This window comes from Telluria sp. Soil_C_11, assembly GCF_057657395.1.
Genome location: NZ_JBDGIN010000010.1, coordinates 75,441 through 94,224, shown reverse-complemented (window position 1 = coordinate 94,224; position 18,784 = coordinate 75,441). Strand labels below are relative to the sequence as shown.

The window sequence follows — 18,784 nt, the reverse complement described above, 5'->3', positions numbered from 1 at the left end:
GGGCGCTGCGCTGGCGTTCAGGCCGGCACCTCGTCGGCCGCGCCGGTATTCTTTCCCGTGCTGGCCGCGGCGGCCGGCGCCAGCATGTTGCCGACCTTCTCGACCAGGGCGTTCATGGCGAAGGGCTTGGTCAGCAGTTCCATCTGCGCCGGCAGGGTTTCGTTGCGCATCACCGTGCTCTCGGCGTAGCCGGTCACCAGCAGCACCGGGATCTGCGGCCACAGCATCCGCACCTGGTCGGCCAGCTGGCGGCCGTTCATGCCGTTCGGCAGGCCGACATCGGTCACCAGCATGTCCGGGCGGCCGCCGCGGCCGCGCTCCTGCAGCTGGCGCAGGGCCTGCGGCGCGTCGGCCGCTTCCAGCACCGTGTAGCCCTGCAGGCGCAGGACTTCGGCCATCACGGTACGGATGTCGGCTTCGTCGTCGACCACCAGCACCATGCCCTTGCGGCTGGCGGCCGGCAGCGGGGCGTCGCCGGCCGGGGCCTGCGCGGACGGCGCTTCCGCGACCAGGCGCGGCAGCAGCAGGCGCACTTCTGTGCCCTGCCCCGGCGCCGAATCGATGCGGATCTGGCCGCCCGACTGGCGTGCGAAGCCGTACACCATCGACAGCCCGAGGCCCGTGCCCTGCCCCATCGGCTTGGTCGTGAAGAAGGGGTCGAAGGCGCGCGCCAGCACGTCCGGCGGCATGCCGGCGCCGCTGTCGCGCACCGTCACCATCACGTATTCGCCGGGCTTGAGGTCGCCGTAGCGGCCCGCCTGCAGCGGCGCGATGACCGCGTTCTCGGTCTCGATGACGATCACGCCGCCCTCCGGCATCGCGTCGCGCGCATTGTTGGCCAGGTTCAGCAGCGCGCTCTCGAGCTGGTTCGGGTCGCACAGCGTGGTCCACAGCGCCGCCTGCAGGCGCGTGCGCAGGGTGATCGACGGGCCCGCCGAACGCTTGACCAGGTCGTTCATCGACATCACCAGGGCGTTCACGCTGGTCGGCTTCGGGTCGAGCGCCTGGCGGCGCGAGAAGGCCAGCAGGCGGTGCGTCAGCGCGGCCGCGCGCTGGGTCACGCCGAGCGCGGCGTCGATACGCGCCGGCAAGTCCCCGGCCTGGCCCATGCGCAGGCGCAGCTTCATCAGTTCCAGGTGGCCGGCGACCCCGGCCAGCATGTTGTTGAAGTCGTGCGCCAGGCCGCCGGTCAGCTGGCCCACCGCTTCCATCTTCTGCGACTGGCGCAGCGCGTCCTCGGCCTGGCGCAGGGCGTCGGCCTGCTGTTTCTCGGCCGTGATGTCGCGCGCCACGCCGTACAGCAGCTGCCCTTCCGGCGAGATGGTCCACTGCACCCAGCGGTGCGAACCGTCCTTGTGCAGCACCCGGGTCTGGTAGCCGACCAGCGGCGTGCCTTCGGCCAGGATGCCCATGTGGAGCGCCACGTCGTCCCGGTCGTCCGGATGGACCATTTCCATGAACGGCCGGGTGGTCGCCTCTTCCGCGCTCCAGCCGAAGTGCTCGGTGAAGGCCGGATTGACGGTCAGGAAGCGCCCGGTCGCCAGCGAAGCCGCCGCCATCACGTCCGGCGAGATGCGCCACAGGCGGTCGCGGTCGACGGCGTGGGCGGCCACCTGGTGGCTCAGGCTTTCGTTTGCATGGCGCAGTCCGGTGATCGCCTGGACCTTGTCGGTGGTCTCGAACACCGTGCACAGGATCCCGGCCACGCTGCCGCTCTCGTCGCGCACCGGGCTGTACGAAAAGGTGTAATGATGCTGCGCCGGGTAGCCCAGGCGTTCGCTGGTCACCGGCAGGTCTTCGAAATAGCTGGCTTCACCCGCCCAGGCGCGCTCGGCGATCGGGCCGACCGTGTCCCAAGCCTCGGCCCAGACCTCGCGGAAGGGACGCCCGAGCGCGGTCTTCTTGCCCAGGATCGGCAGGTAGGCGTCGTTGTGGAAGCTGATGAACTCCGGACCCCAGCACAGATAGGTCGGGAACCTGGAATTCAGGGCAGTGCCCAGCGTCGTGCGCAGGGCCGCTGGCCAGTCCTGGATCGGTCCGAGCGGCGTGGCCGCCCAGTCGTGGGCGGCGACACGCTCTCCCATCAGGCCAGCGCCCATGAGGAAGCCGAAAGAGGAACTCACCGTACTGTCCGTATAAAAAATGCACTCATCCGGCTTATTTTAATGAGAAACAATTTCCGGGCGGCGCGCAATTGGCACAGTCCACCAATTGCATCCGTGCGGTAACTCTCTTTAACGCAATGCCAGGCGCCGCGCCGCCTCGGTCTGGCGCAGCACCGCGGCGCAGGCGGCGTCCAGCTCGCGGGCGGCGCCGGTGGCCGGCAGCGGGATGGTGGCCCGGGTTTCCAGCGCGGCGGCGGCGTCCAGCAGGCCGAGCGTGCGGCAGCCTTCGGCCAGGCGCCCGAGCTGGGCGCGCGCGGCATCCGCCTGGCCGGCACCGAGCAGGCGCTCGATGTCGGCGCCGGCGCCCGCCAGCTGGCGCTGCAGGCCACCCAGGTAGACCAGCAGGCGGGCGGCGTCGATGCCGAGCCGGCGCAGGGTGGCGTCGACGCTTTCATCCGGGCCCTCGCCGGTGCTGGACAGGCTCGCCAGGCAGGCGCGCACCTTGTCGCCGTCGAAAGGCTTGACGATGTAGCCGTCGGCGCCCAGGCCGATCGCCTGCTCCATGGTGGCGCCGTCGGCGGCGGCCGAGACCAGCACGAACGGCAGGCGGGCAAAGCGCTCGTCGGCCTTGACCCGCGCCAGCAGCTCCATGCCGGACAGGCGCGGCATGCGCAGGTCGCAGAACAGCATGGCCGGGCGGGTGCCGGCGTCGAGCTGGCGCCAGGCTTCCTCGCCGTCCTCGGCTTCCAGCACGTCATAGCTGCCGGCGCTGTCGATCATGTGCATCAGCATCATGCGCGACACCACATCATCGTCGACCACCAGGACTTTCAATCGCGCCTCCGCCATGTAACATTGTTATGAAGCAAATTATACATAGCGCCCGGGCGCGCACGATTCAGGCTGTGGTTTCGTCGAAACGGGCCAACAGGCCCAGCAGATACGGCAGGCGGGCCCGCACCTGCTCCAGGCGGCCATCGTCGGCTTCGCGCTCGAGTTCGGCGCACAGCTGGTGCAGTTCGTCTTCGCCCAGGTAGCCGGCGCTGCCGCGCATGCCGTGCAGCAGGCGGCCGCAGGCTTCCCGGTCGCCGCTTTCCAGGGCCGCGTCGAGTTCGCTGCGCCGGCGCGGCAGGTCGGCGGCGAAGGCGGCGCGCATGCGGCCCTGCAAATCGCTGGCGCGGCGGCCGAAATGGGCGGCCGCGCCCGTCGGCGGTGCCGGCGACGGGCCCGCCAGCGGCGGCTCCGTCGACACGCCGAACATGGCGTCCAGGTCGGCGGTGCTGGGCTGGGCCGGCGCCATCGGCTGCAGCTCGACGCCGCGCTGCAGCTGGCGCTCGATCGCGCGGCTCAGGTGGAAGTGCAGCTGGACGTCGTCGATGGGCTTGGCCAGGAAGGCGTCCATGCCGCAGGCCAGGTAGCGCGTGCGGTCTTCCTCGCTGGCGTTGGCGGTCAGGGCGACGATCATCAGCTGCTGGTCCAGCACCGGCGCGTCGAGCGGGCCGCCGGCACGGATCAGGCGGGTGGCGGTGGCGCCGTCCATCTCCGGCATGCGGCCATCCATCAGGATCAGGTCGTAGCGGGTGCGCGCGCAGGCCGCCACCGCCAGCTTGCCGTTCTCGACCACGTCGACCTGGTGGCCCAGCTCTTCCAGCATCATGCGCACGATGATCTGGTTGGTCGGGTAATCCTCGGCGCACAGCACGCGCAGGCGGTGGGTGTGCGGCTCGCGCGGCGCCTGCACCACCACCGGCGGCTGCACGCCGTCGGCCAGCGGCAGCACGAAGCTGAAGGTGGAGCCCAGGCCCGGCGTGCTGGCCGCGCCGATGGTGCCGCCCATCAGCTCGACCAGCTGGCGGCAGATCGCCAGTCCCAGCCCGGTGCCGCCGTAGCGCCGGGTGGTGGTGGCGTCGGCCTGCTCGAATTTCTGGAACAGGCGCGGCAGCGCTTCCGGGTCGATGCCGATGCCGGTGTCCTCGACCGAGAAACGGATCATGTTGCGCCCGGCGGCGTCGACCTGGTCGGCAGGGCGGCGCTCGACCCGCACCGTCACGGTGCCGGTCTCGGTGAACTTGAAGGCGTTGCCGACCAGGTTCACCAGCACCTGGCGCAGCCGGGTCGGATCGCCGAGCGCGAAGCGCGGCAAGTCCTTGTCCAGGTGGACCGCGAAGCCCACGCTGTGGGCCCCGGCCTGCTCTTCGAACAGGGTCACCACCTGGCCGATGGTCTCGTCGAGGGCGAAGTCGATGTTCTCGATGGTCAGCTTGCCGGCCTCGATCTTCGAGAAGTCCAGCAGGTCGTTGATGATCGCCAGCAGCGACTGGGCGTTGGCCTGGCCGCGCAGGATCTGCTCGCGGGTCGAGTCGCGCAGCTGGCCGTCGCGCAGGGCGAAGCCGAGCATGCCGATCACGCCGGCCAGCGGGGTGCGCATCTCGTGGCTCATGTTCGCCAAAAACTCGGATTTCTGGCGCGTCGCATCCTCCGCGCGCTGCTTGGCCAGGTACAGCCGCTCTTCGTTTTCCTGCAGGGCGTCGTTGGCGCGCGCCAGCTCGTCGGTACGGCGGCGCACCTGGCGCTGCTGCTCGCGCAGCTCGGCGGTCTGGCGCTCGAGCAGGCGGTTCTGCTGCTCGATGCGCTCGGTACGGGCGCTGACCTGGTGCTCGAGCAGGTCCTTCTGGCGCCGCAAGCCGTCCACCCGGATGCGGAAGATGCCGTAGCCGATGCCGACCACCAGCAGCGCCACCAGGCCGCGGAACCACCAGGTCTTCCAGTACGGCGGCTGCACCGTGATCGCGAAAGTGGCCGGGGCGTCGCTCCAGACCCCGTCCTTGTTGGCCGCGCGCACCTGGAACACGTAGGTGCCCGGATCGAGGTTGGTGTAGGTGGCGAAGCGCTTGCCGGCGTCGGCGGCGATCCAGTCCTGGTCGAAGCCGGCCAGGCGGTAGGCGAAGCGGTTGCGCTGCGGCGCCGCGAAGTGCAGCGCCGAGAATTCCAGCGAGAACACCGAATCCGAGGCCGGCAGCGTGATCCCGGCGGCGCGCTCGATCGGCCAGGACGCCAGGCCCGGATGGCGCTTCTGCACCGGCTCGCCGAAGATCTGCAGGCCGGTGATCACGGCGCGCGGCGCGATCAGGTTGTCGTGCAGGGCGCGCGGGTGGAAGGCGGTGATGCCGTTGTTGCCGCCAAAGTAAAGGGTGCCGTCGGGCGCGCGCAGCGCCGAGGCGTCGAAATACGCGCCCTCGATGGTGCCGTCGGCGGCATCGTAGTTGCGCCAGCTGCCGCTGACCGGATCCAGGCGCGCGATATTGCTCGAGGTGCTGACCCAGATCCGGCCGTCCTGGTCTTCCAGCATCGCCGCCACCGCGTCGTCGTTCATGCCGTCGTTGCTGGTGTAGCGCTGGAAGCGCGGGGTGCCGTCCCGGCCCACCACCATCTTGTTCAGGCCGACCGCGGTGCCGACCCACAGGGTGCCGTGGCTGTCTTCCATCAGGTAATGGACTTCGTCGTGGCTGAGGCTGGTCGGATCGTCCGGATCGTGGCGGAAATGGCGGAAATGGCCGGTCGTACGGTCGAGCAGGTCGAGGCCGTCGAAGGTGCCGACCCACAGCCGGCCCTCGCGGTCTTCGAGCATCGGCCGCACCACGTTGTCGGCCAGGCTGGCCCCGACCGCCGGATTGTGCTGGTAGGTGGTCACCGTGCCGGTTTTCGGATCGCGCTTGTGCAGGCCGCCGCGGCTGGCGATCCACAGCATGCCGTCGCGCGCCACCATCAGGTTGCGCACGAAGTTGGCGTCGACGTCGCCGCCCGCCAGCAGCTGGCGCGTCAGGCGGCCGCTCTTCGGGTCGAGGTGGGTCAGGCCATTGCGGGCGCCGATCCACAGGGTGCCGTCGTGGGCGATGGCGACCGCGGTGGCCATCGCATCGCCCGCGGTCCCGCCATCGCCGCCGGCCAGGCGCCAGGTCTTTTCCTGCCGGGTGGCCGGATCGAACAGGTGCAGGCCGCCGTTACTGGCCAGCCACAGCTTGCCGGCGCCGTCCGCCGCGATGCCGCGCACCTTGTTGTCGTTGAGGCTGACCGGCAGGTCGGGGCCGCGCACGATGCGCGCGAAACCGCCGCCGCCCAGGTCGGCGCGCGACACCCCGCCATACCAGGTGCCGACCCAGAAGGTGCCGACCCGGTCGCCGTACAGCGCCGAGACCTGGTTGTCGCCGAGGCTGTAGTTGTCGGTGATGCGGTGCGGATGGTGCTCGAAGCGGCCGGCGGCCGGCAGCCAGCGCAGCAGGCCGCGATCGTGGGTGCCGACCCAGACCTGGCGGTCGGCATCCTGGTACAGGGTGCTGATCTCGCCCGCGGGCAGGCCGTCCTCCGGGCCGAAGCGTACCGGCGCGTCCGCCCCGCCCGGCCCCTTGTCCTTGACGCCGAGGGTGCGGCGCTCCAGCCCGCCGACGCTGCCGATCCACAGCCGGTGGCTGGCGTCGAGCAGCAGGGCCTGGATCACGTCGAACTTGCCGCCCCGCGGCGAAGGATGATGGGTGAAGCGCATCAGGTCCGGCTCCAGGCTGTCCAGGCCGTTCGAGGTGCCGACCCACAGCCGGCCGTCGGCGTCCAGGGCCAGCGAGGACAGCTTGTCGGACGCCAGGCTCTCGGTCACGCCCGGCACGTGGTGCCAGGTGGCGAACCGTCCGGAGGCGATGTCGAAGTGCTGCAGGCCGTCGCCGGTGGCCAGCCACAGGCCTTCCCTGCCGTCGTCGACGATGGCGCTGATGTGGCGGTTGCCGTTGCCGCGCTTGGCCGGCTCGTCGGGCTGGTAGTTGGAGAAGCTGCCGCTTTCCGGGTGGTACAGGGCCAGGCCGCCGTCGGTGCCGATCCACAGCCGGCCCTTGCGGTCGACGTGCAGCACGCGCACCCAGTTGTTGACCAGCGACTTCGGATCGCCGACCACGTTGCGGAAATTGGTGAAGCGGTAGCCGTCGTAGCGCGACAGGCCCGACTGCGTGCCGAACCACATGAAGCCGTCGTGGTCCTGGACGATCGCCAGCACCGACTCCTGGGCCAGGCCCTCCTCCACCGACAGGTGTTCGAAGCGCAGGGTCGGGGTCGGCGCGGCGAACGCCGTCCCGCCCGCCAGGCAGGCCAGCGCCAGCAGCAAGGGCAGGATCAGCAGCGCGAACAGGCGCCGCATCGGGCGCCCCGCCAGGTCATGTTTAGTATCCACCGGGCAAGAGTAGCAAAGTCTGCCCCTTCATGGTGGAATAAATACAGATTTGCTATCGTTTTTAGTCGCCTTTTGCCACACCTTCGCGGCGCGGGTCGGCGCCGCCGAACCACAGCGGCACGCCATGGATCTCCATGCGCTCGATGCCCTGCAGGCCGGAAGTCTGCTCGCCGATGCGGACCTTGTGGCCGCGCGCCTTCAGCTGCTCGATCGTGGCAAGCGGGAAGCGCCCCGCTTCCAGCTCGGTCGGACCGTTGCGGCTGCCGAAATTCGGCAGCGCGATCGCCTGCTGCATGTTCAGGCCCCAGTCCAGCGTACCGACCAGGACCTTCGCCACGTAGTTGATGATCAGCGGGCCGCCCGGCGAGCCGATCGCCTCGACGAAGCGCCCGGATTTGCGGTCGAAGACGATGGTCGGGCTCATCGCGCTGCGCGGACGCTTGCCCGCTTCGACGCGGTTCGCGATCGGCCCGCTGGCGTCGCGCGAATCGAAGGAAAAGTCGGTCAGCTGGTTGTTGAGGATGAAGCCGTCGACCATCTGGCGCGAGCCGAAGGCATCCTCGACGCTGGTGGTCATCGACAGGCCGGCGCCGTAGCCATCGACGGCGACGATGTGCGAGGTCGAATGCGCCTCGATCGAATTGTCGAGGCCCCAGTTCCAGGCCGTCTCCACGCCCGGCGGGTTGCCGGCCTCGGCCTTGCCCATCGAGCGCGGCCCGACCAGGCTGGCGCGCCTGGCGAGGTAGTTCTTGTCCAGCAGGGCCGGGATGCCGCGGCCCGGCAGCGGCACGAAGTCGGTGTCGGCGGCGTAGCGGTCGCGGTCGGCGTAGGCCAGGCGGCCGACTTCCGAGAACAAGTGCACGGCGTCGGCGCCCGGAATGCCGTTCGTCGGCGCGAGCGCCTTCATGTCGCGGGTCTCGAACATGCCCAGCATCTGCGCCACGGCAATGCCGCCCGAGGACGGCGGCGGCATCCCGCACACGGTGTAGGCGCGGTAGTCGTTGCAGACCGGCTCGCGCAGCTTGGGCCGGTAGGCGGCGATGTCGGCGGCGGTGAGCAGGCCCGGATTGGTCGGGTGGCCCTTGACCTTGGCTTCGATGTCGCGCGCGATGCGGCCCGTGTAGAAGACGTCGGCGCCGCCCTCGGCGATCTCGCGCAGGGTGCGCGCCAGCTCCGGGTTCTTCAGGATATGGCCGACCGGCCGCGGCTTGCCGTCCGGGCCATAGAAGTAGGCGCGCGCGACCGGGTCCTTGCGAATGTACGGATCCCAGGCCAGCAGGCCGTTCAGGCGCGGGCTGACCTTGAAGCCGTTCTCGGACAGGCGGATCGCCGGCCCGAACAGGGTCTTCCAGGGCAGCTTGCCGTGCTGGCGATGGGCCAGTTCCATCATGCGCAGCACGCCGGGGGCGCCGGTCGAGCGGCCGCCGACGATGCCTTCGGTACGCGACAGCGGCGTGCCGTCCGGATGCTGGAACAGGTGCTCGTCGGCCTTCGAAGGCGCGGTCTCGCGGCCGTCGAAGGCCTGCACCTTCTTGCCGTCGTAATACATCAGGAAGGCGCCGCCGCCGATGCCCGAGGATTGCGGCTCGACCAGGGTCAGCACCAGCTGGGTCGCGATGGCGGCATCGATCGCCGTACCGCCCTGCTTCAGCATCTCGTAGCCGGCCTCGGTCGCCAGCGGATTGGCGGCGGCGACCATGTACTTGCGTGCGGCCCAGCCGGCCTTTTCGGCGTAGCCGGTGGCGGCTTCGGGGGATTTCTGCAGCGAGTCCTGGGCCAGGACCGGGAGGTGGGCGCTGGCCAGGATGGCCGCGAGGACGATCAGCTTCGACTTCAACTTCATTCGGTTCTCCGGAAAAAAACAGGGTGTGCGGCCGAGGCTGCACGCCCGATATCACGGAGCATCCTACCTCAAATGAGCAAGTTGCTCACGAGAAGCGGATTTGTAGAAATTATTTTGGCTGCATCCGGATCGCGCCGTCCAGGCGGATCGTTTCGCCGTTGAGCATCGTGTTTTCGATGATGGTCCTGGCCAGGTGGGCGTATTCGCCCGGCATGCCGAGACGCTGCGGGAACGGCACCATCTTGCCCAGCGCGTCGCGCACTTCCTGCGGCATGCCCATCAGCATCGGGGTTTCGAAGATGCCCGGGGCGATGGTCATCACGCGGATGCCGCTGCGCGACAGGTCGCGCGCCATCGGCAGGGTCATGCCGGCCACGCCGGCTTTCGAGGCGCCGTAGGCAGCCTGGCCGATCTGGCCGTCGAAGGCCGCGACCGAGGCGGTATTGATGATCACGCCGCGCTCGCCGTGTTCGAGAGCCTCCGTCTTGCCCATCGCATCGGCCGCCAGGCGGCACATATTGAAGGTGCCGACCAGGTTGATGTTGATGGCGCGCTGGAAGGCGTCGAGCGGGTGCGGGCCGTCCTTGCCGACGGTCTTGATGGCCGGCGCCACGCCGGCGCAGTTGACCAGGCCGCGGACCGTGCCCATCGCGGTGGCGGCTGCAACCACGGCCAGGCCGTCGGCTTCCGAAGTGACGTCGCACTTCACGAAACGGGCGTTCCCGGCGCCCAGTTCGGCGGCCAGCTTCTCGCCGGCGTCAAGCTGCACGTCGGCCAGCACGACCTTGCCGCCGGCTTCTACGATCATGCGCGCGGTGGCCGCGCCCAGGCCCGACGCGCCGCCGGTCACGATGAATACATTGTTCTGAATCTGCATGCTGCTGTCTCCTCCGGGGTATCTTGGATGGTTCTAACGTTTACGTAAACGTCAACTCCCGGATTGTAGCGAGCTTCTGGCATCAACGCCACGTTTACAAGCACGAGACGGTCGTGCCGTTGCGGCTGCACAGGCGCCCGCTGCTGCTGACGCCGGTGCCGGTGGGGCCGAGGTTGTAGGTGCCGCCGGCGGCGTCGCGGCAGGCGCCGCCGATGCAGGAATTCAGCGGCGCCGTCGTCGGCACGACCGGTTCCGGCGCCTGGGCCGGCGGCGGAACCGGGACCGCGCCGTAGCCGATGGCCGCCGCCTCCCGTCCGTCGAGCGGACGCGGCGCCAGCGGACCGATTGGCTGCCAGGCTTCGCGCCGGCGCTGGGCCTGCTTTGCCTGTTTCTGCTTCTGTCTTGGCTGCTGGGATTGCTGGGATTGCTGGGGCGGCGCTTCTCGGGTCAGGGTGTCGGTTTCGTCGCGCACCTCGGCCGGATCCTTGCGCGCGGGATCGGTAATTCGTGGCTGGCGCGGGCGGAGCACCGGGCCGTAGCTGGGCGGCGGCTGCGTGCTGCCGGCGGGACGCGCTCCCGGGCTCGTCCTTGTTCCCGCGTTCGGGTAGGTGCTGCGCGCGGGCCGGGCGGCATCGCTGTGGCCCGTCGCTTCGTCGGCCACGGCGGCGTCCTGGTTGGCCCGGTCCGTGCTCTGGTTCTGGCGGCCGGTGGCGGCGGATTCTTCCTTGCGCAGGTAGGATTCGGCCTGTTCGCGGGCCTGCTGTGCCTGCTGGGTCTGCTGCGGGGTCTGGACCTGGGGCTGGGTTTGCGTCTGGCGTGCCTGGGCTGCCGGCAGCGCGCCTGCCAGCAGTGCGGACAGCGCCAGGGCGCCGGCTATTCCGATCGGTTTCATGGCTCACCTCGATAGGCTGGATGAGTCCATTATCGGCCGCGCCGGACTGCCCCGGCGCGCGCCTGCCCGTCCCGGATTCACTGCCCCGGCGGCGGCTCCCACAGCTCGACCTTGTTACCTTCGGGATCGATGACCCAGCCGAACTTGCCGTACTCGCCATCTTCAAGTTTGTCGAGCACCTCGCAGCCTTCCTCGCGCAGGGCTTGCAGCAGCGCCGCCAGGTCGGCGACCCGGTAATTCACCATGAAAGGCGCGGTGCTCGGCGCATACAGGGTCGTGTGCGACGGGTTGATCGACCAGACCGTCATGCCGCCGGTCGGCTTGCCCTTCTCGTCGGTCCAGGGGAAGGCCGTGCCGCCCCATTCCATGACGTCGATGCCCAGGTGCCGCTTGTACCAGGCGAGCAGCATCGCCGGGTCTTTTGCGTTAAAGAAGATGCCGCCGATACCAGTAACCCGTTTCATACGATGCCCCAGTCAGAAAAGTTGTCGATTTAAAACAGTTTCACTCTAGCATATGGCGTCAACTTCCAGTCAGCTTTCCGGCGTAGGCTGCTATGCTGGACAGGAATACCGCAGCACACAATAACGACAGGAGACGGACATGCAGAACCTGCAGCAGATGTACCAGTCGAAACGCGGCAGCGCCCTCGACGCCCTCGATCACTTGCTCGAAGGTGACATGATCATCGTGCCGACCGGCGTCGGCGAGCCCCCTTCCCTGCTGCACGCGCTGTCCGAGCAGCACAAGCGCTTTTCCGACATCAAGGTCGCGCAGATCCTGGCGATGCGCAAGTACGGCTACTTCGAGCGCGACTGCCGGGACCACGTGCGCCACGCCTCGCTGTTCTTCGGCGGCGCCTCGCGCGCCGGCGGCCAGGGCGGCTGGTGCGACTTCATCCCCAACTATTTTTCCGAGATCCCGGCGCTGATCGAGCGCGGCCTGATGCCGGCCGACGTCGTGTTCGCGATGGCCTCCCCCATGAGCCAGCACGGCTGGTTCGCCCTCAGCCTGGGCACCGACTACACGATGGCGGCGGTGGCCAAGGCACGCGTGGTGGTGCTCGAAGTGAACCCGAACGTGCCCTTCACGCATGGCCAGTGCCACGTCCACCTGTCGCAGGTGACGGCCCTGGTCGAGAGCGACGATCCGATCCTGGAAGTCGGCCTGCCGAAGATCGGTCCGGTGCAGGAAGCGATCGGCGCCCTGGTCGCCGAACACATCGAGGACGGCTCGACCCTGCAGATCGGCTATGGCGGCATCCCGGACGCGGTGGTGATGCAGCTGACAAACAAGCGCGACCTCGGCATCCACACCGAGATGATCGGCGACGGCATCCTGAAGCTGGTCGAATCCGGCGCCGTGAACAACAGCAGGAAGACGCTCCTGCCGGGCAAGATGGTCGCCACCTTCGCACTCGGCTCGCGCAAGCTGTACGACTTCATGCACCAGAACCCGATGCTGGAGATGCATCCGTCGAACTTCACCAACGATCCCTATGTGGCCGGCCAGAACGACAAACTGGTGTCGATCAACGCCAGCCTGCAGGTCGACCTGCTCGGCCAGTGCGGCAGCGAGAGCATCGGCCACCTGCCCTATTCCGGCACCGGTGGCCAGGTCGACTTCGTGCGCGCGGCCAACCGCTCGCGCGGCGGCAAGTCCTTCATCGTGCTGCCCTCGACCGCCAAGGATGGCACGGTCTCGCGCATCGTCCCGACCTTGTCGCCCGGCACCCATGCGACCACCAGCAAGAACGACGTCAACTACGTCGTCACGGAATGGGGCGTGGCCCAGCTGCGCGGCAAGTCGGCCAAGCAGCGCGCCCAGGCGCTGATCGCGATCGCGCATCCGGACTTCCGGCCCTGGCTGCGTGAGGAGGCCGACAGGATGTGCGTGTTTTAGAGCACCTAACAACACCCGTATGGCGGCGTTGCATCGTCTCGCCGTACTAGCGTACTGTCTTCGACGATGCGCCTTGCCCTCCGGGTGTTGTTAGGCGCTCTTGAGGCGGCGGGTTCTGATTCCTGCGCGAAACTTGCGGCGGCGATCCTTCTCGCATGCCATGATCTGGCCATCGCGAACACAGGAGGATCAATGAACCGAGTAGACGAGATCGGCCGGGACGAGCACGTGCGCGGCCCGCAGGACGCGGCGCTGACGCTGATCGAATATGGCGACTTCCAGTGCCCCTACTGTGCGCGGGCGCATGCCGCACTGGGCGGCCTGATGGACGAACTGGGCGCGCAGTCGGGCGGGATACGCCTGGTGTTCCGCCATCTGCCGCTGTCGGACCTGCACCCGCTGGCCGAACTGGCGGCGGAAGCGGCCGAGGCCGCGGCTGGCCAGGGCAAATTCTGGGACATGCACGACATGCTGTTCGAGCAGCAGCGCCAGGTCACGGACAAGCAGGACCTGGCCGTGCTGGCGGAAAGCCTGGGCCTCGACATCGAACGTTTCCGCACCGACGTGCTGGAGCGGCGCCACCGCCCGCGCGTGCAAAGCGATCTCGAGCGGGCTCACCACGACGGCGCCACCAGCACGCCGACCTTCTTCATCAATGGCGTACGCTACGAAGGCGATTCCGACCGCGAGTCGATGCGGCAGGCGCTAGCCGAGGCGCTCGGACGCTGAACGCGGCCGCGGGCCGCGCCGGCGTCCCGCGTGGGCAAGCTTGCTGCCATCATCGTGCGGGCGGCAGGGTGGCGCTGCCCACCCTGCTGGCGACCGCCGGCGCCGGCGCCGTCACCGGTACCGGTGCAGACATCAGGTTTGGCGAGGTCACCGCCAGCCAGCCGCCGCCCGCGGGCAGCAGCGGCACCAGCAGCAGCGCGACGATGTTGATGATCTTGATCAGCGGATTCACCGCCGGCCCGGCCGTGTCCTTGTACGGGTCGCCCACCGTGTCGCCGGTGACGGCCGCCTTGTGCGCGTCCGAACCCTTGCCGCCGTAGTGGTTGTCCTCGATGTATTTCTTGGCGTTGTCCCAGGCGCCGCCGCCGGTGGTCATCGAGATCGCCACGAACAGGCCGGTCACGATGGTCCCCATCAGCATGCCGCCCAGCGCCACCGGACCGAGCAGCATGCCGACCGCCACCGGCACCACCACCGGCAGCAGCGACGGCAGCACCATCTCGCGGATCGCCGAGGCGGTCAGCATGTCGACGGCCTTGTCGTATTCGGGCTTGCCGGTGCCGTCCATGATGCCGACGATGTCGCGGAACTGGCGCCGCACCTCGACCACGACGGCGCCGGCGGCCCGTCCCACCGCTTCCATCGCCAGCGCCCCGAACAGGTAGGGCACCAGGCCGCCGATGAACAGGCCGACGATCACCATCGGGTTCGAGAGGTCGAAGCTGATGTGGGTGCCGCCCGCTTCCAGCGCGTGCGTATAGTCGGCGAACAGCACCAGCGCGGCCAGGCCGGCCGAGCCGATCGCATAGCCCTTGGTGACGGCCTTGGTGGTGTTGCCGACCGCGTCGAGCGGATCGGTGACGGCGCGCACGCTGTCCGGCAGGCCGCTCATCTCGGCGATGCCGCCGGCGTTGTCGGTGATCGGGCCGTAGGCGTCCAGCGCGACGATGATGCCGGCCATCGACAGCATGGCGGTGGCGGCGATCGCAATGCCGTACAGCCCGCCCATCGCATAGGCCAGGAGGATCGCGGCGCACACCATCAGCACCGGATAGGAGGTCGACTTCATCGACACACCCAGCCCGGCGATGATGTTGGTGCCGTGGCCGGTGGTGGAGGCTTCGGCGATGTGCTGCACCGGCTTGAATTCGGTGCCGGTGTAGTACTCGGTGATGTAGACCATCGAACCGGTCAGCACGATGCCGACCACGGCGCAGCCCAGCATGCGCCAGCGCATGGCGTCGTCCGGCCAGGCCAGCCAGGTGACCAGCACGAAGCCGACCAGCGACAGCCCGGCCGACCACCACAGCCCCGTGTACAGGGCCGACATGATCTTGTGCCCGGGGCGGTTCTTGACCAGCGAGCAGCCGATGATGGAGGCGATGATCGACACCGCGCCCAGCAGCATCGGATAGATCACCGCGGTGCCGCCGATGCTCGGGGCCATGAGGGCGCCCAGCAGCATGGTCGCGACCAGGGTCACGACATAGGTCTCGAACAGGTCGGCCGCCATGCCGGCGCAGTCGCCGACGTTGTCGCCCACGTTGTCGGCGATCACGGCGGGGTTGCGCGGATCGTCCTCGGGGATGCCGGCCTCGACCTTGCCAACCAGGTCGGCGCCGACGTCGGCCCCCTTGGTGAAAATGCCGCCGCCGAGCCGTGCGAAGATCGAGATCAGCGAGGCGCCGAAGGCCAGCCCGACCAGCGGCTGGATGGTGTCGTGCAGCGACAGCGCGGGGTCGGCGCGGGCCACCAGGAAGCCATAGAACAGCGACACCCCGAGCAGCCCCAGCCCGACCACCAGCATGCCGGTGATGGCGCCGCCGCGGAAGGCGACGTGCAGGGCCTGGTCCAGCCCGAGCGATGCGGCCTGGGCGGTGCGGACGTTGGCGCGCACCGAGACGTTCATGCCGATGAAGCCGCAGGCGCCGGACAGCACCGCTCCGGACAGGAAGCCGGCCGCGGTCAGTCCGCCGAGGAGGAAGAAGATGGCGACCAGCAGGACCACGCCGACGATGGCGATGGTCCGGTACTGGCGCGCAAGGTAGGCCGACGCGCCCTGCTGGATGGCCAGCGAGATTTCCTGCATCCGGCCATTACCCGGATTCTGCTGCAGGATCCAGCTGCGTGACCACAGCCCGTAAAGTACTGCGATGACGCCGCATGCGACGGCGAAGCCCAGCTGTGTGGATGCCATATCGTCTCCCCTTCGTCCTTCGATCAAGTAACAAGCTGCACCAGGTGCTGCGTACTGCGAAACATTGATCCTGACAACTGGACGGATGGCGACATGTCATCCGGAGCCAACGGGCGGCGCGCACGCTGCGCGACGCGCCCGGAAAACTCTGGCGGCCCGGGGCCGCCGATGATTTATTCAGCCAGCGCGGCGAACGCGGCGTCGCGTACCTGCTCGACCGGGCCCACGCCCGAGATCTTGCGGTACTTCGGCGCGCCCGGCAGGCCCGATTGCGCCCACTTGTTGTAATAGCCGAGCAGCACTTCGGTCTGGTTATGGTACACGGCCAGGCGCTTGCTGACCGTTTCTTCCTTGTCGTCGTCGCGCTGCACCAGCGGCTCGCCGGTAACGTCGTCGAGGCCCTCGACCTTCGGCGGGTTGAACTTGACGTGGTACACGCGGCCCGAAGGCTGGTGGGTGCGGCGGCCGGTCATGCGCTCGACGATCATCTCGTCCGGCACGTCGATTTCCAGCACATAGTCGATGTTGACGCCGCTTTCCTTCATGGCGTCGGCCTGCGCGATCGTGCGCGGGAAGCCGTCGAACAGGTAACCGTTGGCGCAATCCGCCTCTTTCAGGCGCTCCTTCACCAGGCCGATGATGATGTCGTCCGACACCAGCTGGCCTGCGTCCATCACCTTCTTCGCCGCGAGGCCCAGCTCGGTGCCGGCCTTGATGGCCGCACGCAGCATGTCGCCGGTGGAAATCTGGGGGATGTTGTATTTTTCTTTAATGAAATTCGCCTGAGTGCCTTTACCGGCGCCGGGGGCTCCTAACAGAATGAGACGCATGAAGGGTTTCCTAAAAGGTGTTGATGCATATTTGACTAGCTCGACCCGCAAGTTACCACAAAAGCAGCATCAAACGCCACTGCGGGGGAGCGATCGCAGGGGCTGCTTGAGGTAACGCAGACCGTATCCGAGGCTATTTCCAACCGGCTCAAGACGCGAAGTAAGCGCGGACCCGCTCCAGGTCTTCCGGCGTGTCGACCCCGGCCGCCGGGGCGCTGTCGGTGACGTACACGGCGATCGGCACGCCATGCCACAGCACGCGCAGCTGTTCCAGCGCTTCGATCGTTTCCAGCGGCGACGGTTCCAGCTCCGGGTATTGCTGCAGGAAAGCGTTGCTGTAGGCATACAGGCCGATATGGCGCAGCGGCACATAGCCAGCCGGCAATTGGTCACGGTTTTGCGCGAAGGCGTCGCGGTGCCAGGGGATGGTGGCGCGCGAGAAGTACAGGGCGCGCCCCTGCTTGTCCAGCACCACCTTAACCACGTTCGGGTTGAAGGCCTCGAGCGCGTCGTGCAGCGGGTGGGCGCAGGTGGCCATCGGCACGTCCCGCGAGATACGGGCCGCGCAGGCGGACAGCAGGGCCGGGTCGATCAGCGGCTCGTCGCCCTGCAGGTTGACCACCACGGCGTCGGCCGGCAGGCCGAGGGTGCGCGCGACTTCGGCGATGCGGTCGGTGCCGGACGGATGGGAGGCAAGCGTCATGCAGGCTTCGATGCCGTGCGCGGCGCAGGCGGCAAGGATGTCGGCGTGGTCGGTGGCGACGACGATGCGGGCCGCGCCCGACGCCTGCGCGCGCTCGGCCACGCGCACCACCATGGGCTTGCCGCCCAGGTCGGCCAGCGGCTTGTTCGGCAGCCGGGTCGAGGCCAGGCGCGCCGGGATGATGACGATGAAGCTCATGACAGGATTCAAGCGGCCGGCTCGACCTTGCGGGCCTGGTCGGCCCACATGATCGGGATGCCGTCGCGGATCGGATAGGCCAGCCGGTCCGGGCGGCAGATCAGTTCCTGCGCTTTCTTGTCATATTCGAGCGGTCCCTTGCACAGGGGGCAGACCAGGATATCAAGCAGTCGGGCGTCCACGACATTTCTCCACGATTTGAGCGGCCAGCGCAGGGTCGATCTGCGCAGTGACCGGGACGACCCACAGGCGCGGGTCGTTGTTCAGATGTTCAAGTTGCCGACATTTTACTGCATCCTTCTCGGTAACCAGGATGAGGTCGGCATCCAGGCCCCGGAACGGGTCGTCCAGGAAGTCGTGGTGGTCGGGCAGCGGCAGCTCGCGGATCTGCAGACCGGCCGCCTTCAGCATCGCGAAAAAGCGGCCCGGATTGCCGATGCCCGCAGCGGCCACGATGCGCTTGCCGGCCATGGTCGCGGCGAGTTCGGCCAGCGGCAGGCGCCGGCCTGGGTCGCGCAGCGGCTCGGCCCAGGTGCCCGCCAGCCGCATCTGGAATGGCCGCCCGCCGACCGCCGCGGCGAGCAGCGGCGTCAGCTCGGGCGTATTCACGACCGTGAAATCGCGCCGGCGCGAAGGCGGCTCGCGCAGCGGCCCGGCCGGCAGGGTCCAGCCGTTGCCGACCCCACGACCGTCGAACAGCACCAGTTCGACGTCGCGCTGCAGCGCGTAGTGCTGGAGGCCGTCGTCGGTGACCAGCACGTCGACCTCGGGATGGCGTTCGAGCAGATGACGGCCCGCCGCGGCGCGGCGGCGGCCGACCACCACCGGGCAGCCGGTCCGGCCTGCGATCAACAAAGGTTCGTCGCCGACTTCGCGCGCGCTCGATCCGGCCAGGACTTCACGCGGGCCCGCGTCCCCTTCTCCGCCATGGCCGCGCGAGATCACGCCCGGCTTCAGGCCGGCGGCGCGCAGCTGCTCGACCAGCCAGATGGTGAGCGGGGTCTTGCCGGTGCCGCCGATGAAGATATTGCCGACCACGATGACGGGCACCGGCATGCGTTCGGAGGCCAGCAGGCCGGCGCGGAACAGCAGCCGGCGCAGGGCCGCCAGGGCGCGGAACGGCAGGGACAGCGGCCACAGGGCCAGGGCCAATGGGCCGCGGCGCAGCCAGGCGCGGGTGAGGGTCGATTCGAAAGAGGATGCCATTAGCTCATAAACGTCGTCCCCGCGGAGGCGGGGACCCAAGTTTGCATGCGTTTCGTTAGCGCTAGCAGAACTTGGGTCCCCGCCTGCGCG

14 protein-coding genes are annotated in these 18,784 nt (G+C 68.6%); 2 read left to right on the top strand and 12 right to left on the bottom strand.

The window, feature by feature from the left end:
- Positions 1–17: 17 nt before the first annotated feature.
- From AC3A6M_RS17205 to AC3A6M_RS17175, 7 genes are all read right to left on the bottom strand, one after another.
- On the bottom strand, positions 18–2,123 hold the full coding sequence (locus AC3A6M_RS17205; RefSeq protein WP_487853941.1) for a hybrid sensor histidine kinase/response regulator: 2,106 nt from the start codon (positions 2,121–2,123) through the stop codon (positions 18–20).
- A gap of 111 nt (positions 2,124–2,234) precedes the next feature.
- Entirely contained in the window at positions 2,235–2,939 is a 705-nt protein-coding gene (locus AC3A6M_RS17200; protein WP_487853940.1) for a response regulator, read from the bottom strand.
- A gap of 64 nt (positions 2,940–3,003) precedes the next feature.
- Positions 3,004–7,317: a hybrid sensor histidine kinase/response regulator gene (locus AC3A6M_RS17195; protein WP_487853939.1), complete on the bottom strand. Its 4,314-nt coding sequence runs from the start codon at positions 7,315–7,317 to the stop codon at positions 3,004–3,006.
- A gap of 61 nt (positions 7,318–7,378) precedes the next feature.
- A complete protein-coding gene (ggt, locus tag AC3A6M_RS17190) occupies positions 7,379–9,160 on the bottom strand; it encodes a gamma-glutamyltransferase (protein ID WP_487853938.1) in 1,782 nt (593 codons plus the stop codon).
- Between the two features lie 109 nt (positions 9,161–9,269).
- On the bottom strand, positions 9,270–10,037 hold the full coding sequence (locus tag AC3A6M_RS17185; protein WP_487853937.1) for a 3-hydroxyacyl-CoA dehydrogenase: 768 nt from the start codon (positions 10,035–10,037) through the stop codon (positions 9,270–9,272).
- Positions 10,038–10,131: 94 nt separating this feature from the next.
- Positions 10,132–10,929, bottom strand: a complete 798-nt coding sequence (locus AC3A6M_RS17180; protein WP_487853936.1) for a hypothetical protein — start codon at positions 10,927–10,929, stop codon at positions 10,132–10,134.
- 77 nt (positions 10,930–11,006) lie between these two features.
- Positions 11,007–11,393, bottom strand: coding sequence for a VOC family protein (locus tag AC3A6M_RS17175; RefSeq protein WP_487853935.1), 387 nt, complete (start codon positions 11,391–11,393; stop codon positions 11,007–11,009).
- A gap of 139 nt (positions 11,394–11,532) precedes the next feature.
- Between AC3A6M_RS17175 and AC3A6M_RS17170 the strand changes: the two genes are divergently transcribed.
- Both AC3A6M_RS17170 and AC3A6M_RS17165 read left to right on the top strand, forming a co-directional pair.
- Positions 11,533–12,831 carry an acetyl-CoA hydrolase/transferase family protein gene (locus AC3A6M_RS17170; protein WP_487853934.1) on the top strand — a complete coding sequence of 433 codons (1,299 nt, stop codon included), beginning with the start codon at positions 11,533–11,535 and terminating at the stop codon, positions 12,829–12,831.
- Between the two features lie 192 nt (positions 12,832–13,023).
- The gene (locus tag AC3A6M_RS17165) at positions 13,024–13,560 is read left to right on the top strand and encodes a DsbA family protein (protein WP_487853933.1); all 537 of its coding nucleotides are present in this window, start codon (positions 13,024–13,026) and stop codon (positions 13,558–13,560) included.
- A 49-nt stretch (positions 13,561–13,609) separates the two neighbouring features.
- Here the strand turns inward: AC3A6M_RS17165 and AC3A6M_RS17160 are convergent, their stop codons facing one another.
- From AC3A6M_RS17160 to lpxK, 5 genes are all read right to left on the bottom strand, one after another.
- Positions 13,610–15,757: a sodium-translocating pyrophosphatase gene (locus AC3A6M_RS17160; RefSeq protein WP_487853932.1), complete on the bottom strand. Its 2,148-nt coding sequence runs from the start codon at positions 15,755–15,757 to the stop codon at positions 13,610–13,612.
- Between the two features lie 173 nt (positions 15,758–15,930).
- Positions 15,931–16,587, bottom strand: a complete 657-nt coding sequence (gene adk, locus AC3A6M_RS17155; protein ID WP_487853931.1) for an adenylate kinase — start codon at positions 16,585–16,587, stop codon at positions 15,931–15,933.
- Between the two features lie 148 nt (positions 16,588–16,735).
- A complete protein-coding gene (gene kdsB, locus AC3A6M_RS17150; RefSeq protein WP_487853930.1) occupies positions 16,736–17,488 on the bottom strand; it encodes a 3-deoxy-manno-octulosonate cytidylyltransferase in 753 nt (250 codons plus the stop codon).
- Positions 17,489–17,496: 8 nt separating this feature from the next.
- On the bottom strand, positions 17,497–17,670 hold the full coding sequence (locus tag AC3A6M_RS17145; RefSeq protein ID WP_487853929.1) for a Trm112 family protein: 174 nt from the start codon (positions 17,668–17,670) through the stop codon (positions 17,497–17,499).
- Positions 17,651–18,694 carry a tetraacyldisaccharide 4'-kinase gene (lpxK, locus tag AC3A6M_RS17140; RefSeq protein WP_487853928.1) on the bottom strand — a complete coding sequence of 348 codons (1,044 nt, stop codon included), beginning with the start codon at positions 18,692–18,694 and terminating at the stop codon, positions 17,651–17,653. Before lpxK ends, AC3A6M_RS17145 begins: the two co-directional genes overlap by 20 nt.
- Between the last annotated feature and the right edge of the window lie 90 nt (positions 18,695–18,784).

Coding starts and splice junctions, on each gene's coding strand:
- ggt (WP_487853938.1), bottom strand. CDS start 9,160: ATGAAGTTGAAGTCGAAGCTGATCGTCCTCGCGGCCATCCTGGCCAGC.
- AC3A6M_RS17185 (WP_487853937.1), bottom strand. CDS start 10,037: ATGCAGATTCAGAACAATGTATTCATCGTGACCGGCGGCGCGTCGGGC.
- AC3A6M_RS17180 (WP_487853936.1), bottom strand. CDS start 10,929: ATGAAACCGATCGGAATAGCCGGCGCCCTGGCGCTGTCCGCACTGCTG.
- AC3A6M_RS17175 (WP_487853935.1), bottom strand. CDS start 11,393: ATGAAACGGGTTACTGGTATCGGCGGCATCTTCTTTAACGCAAAAGAC.
- AC3A6M_RS17170 (WP_487853934.1), top strand. CDS start 11,533: ATGCAGAACCTGCAGCAGATGTACCAGTCGAAACGCGGCAGCGCCCTC.
- AC3A6M_RS17165 (WP_487853933.1), top strand. CDS start 13,024: ATGAACCGAGTAGACGAGATCGGCCGGGACGAGCACGTGCGCGGCCCG.
- AC3A6M_RS17160 (WP_487853932.1), bottom strand. CDS start 15,757: ATGGCATCCACACAGCTGGGCTTCGCCGTCGCATGCGGCGTCATCGCA.
- adk (WP_487853931.1), bottom strand. CDS start 16,587: ATGCGTCTCATTCTGTTAGGAGCCCCCGGCGCCGGTAAAGGCACTCAG.
- kdsB (WP_487853930.1), bottom strand. CDS start 17,488: ATGAGCTTCATCGTCATCATCCCGGCGCGCCTGGCCTCGACCCGGCTG.
- lpxK (WP_487853928.1), bottom strand. CDS start 18,694: ATGGCATCCTCTTTCGAATCGACCCTCACCCGCGCCTGGCTGCGCCGC.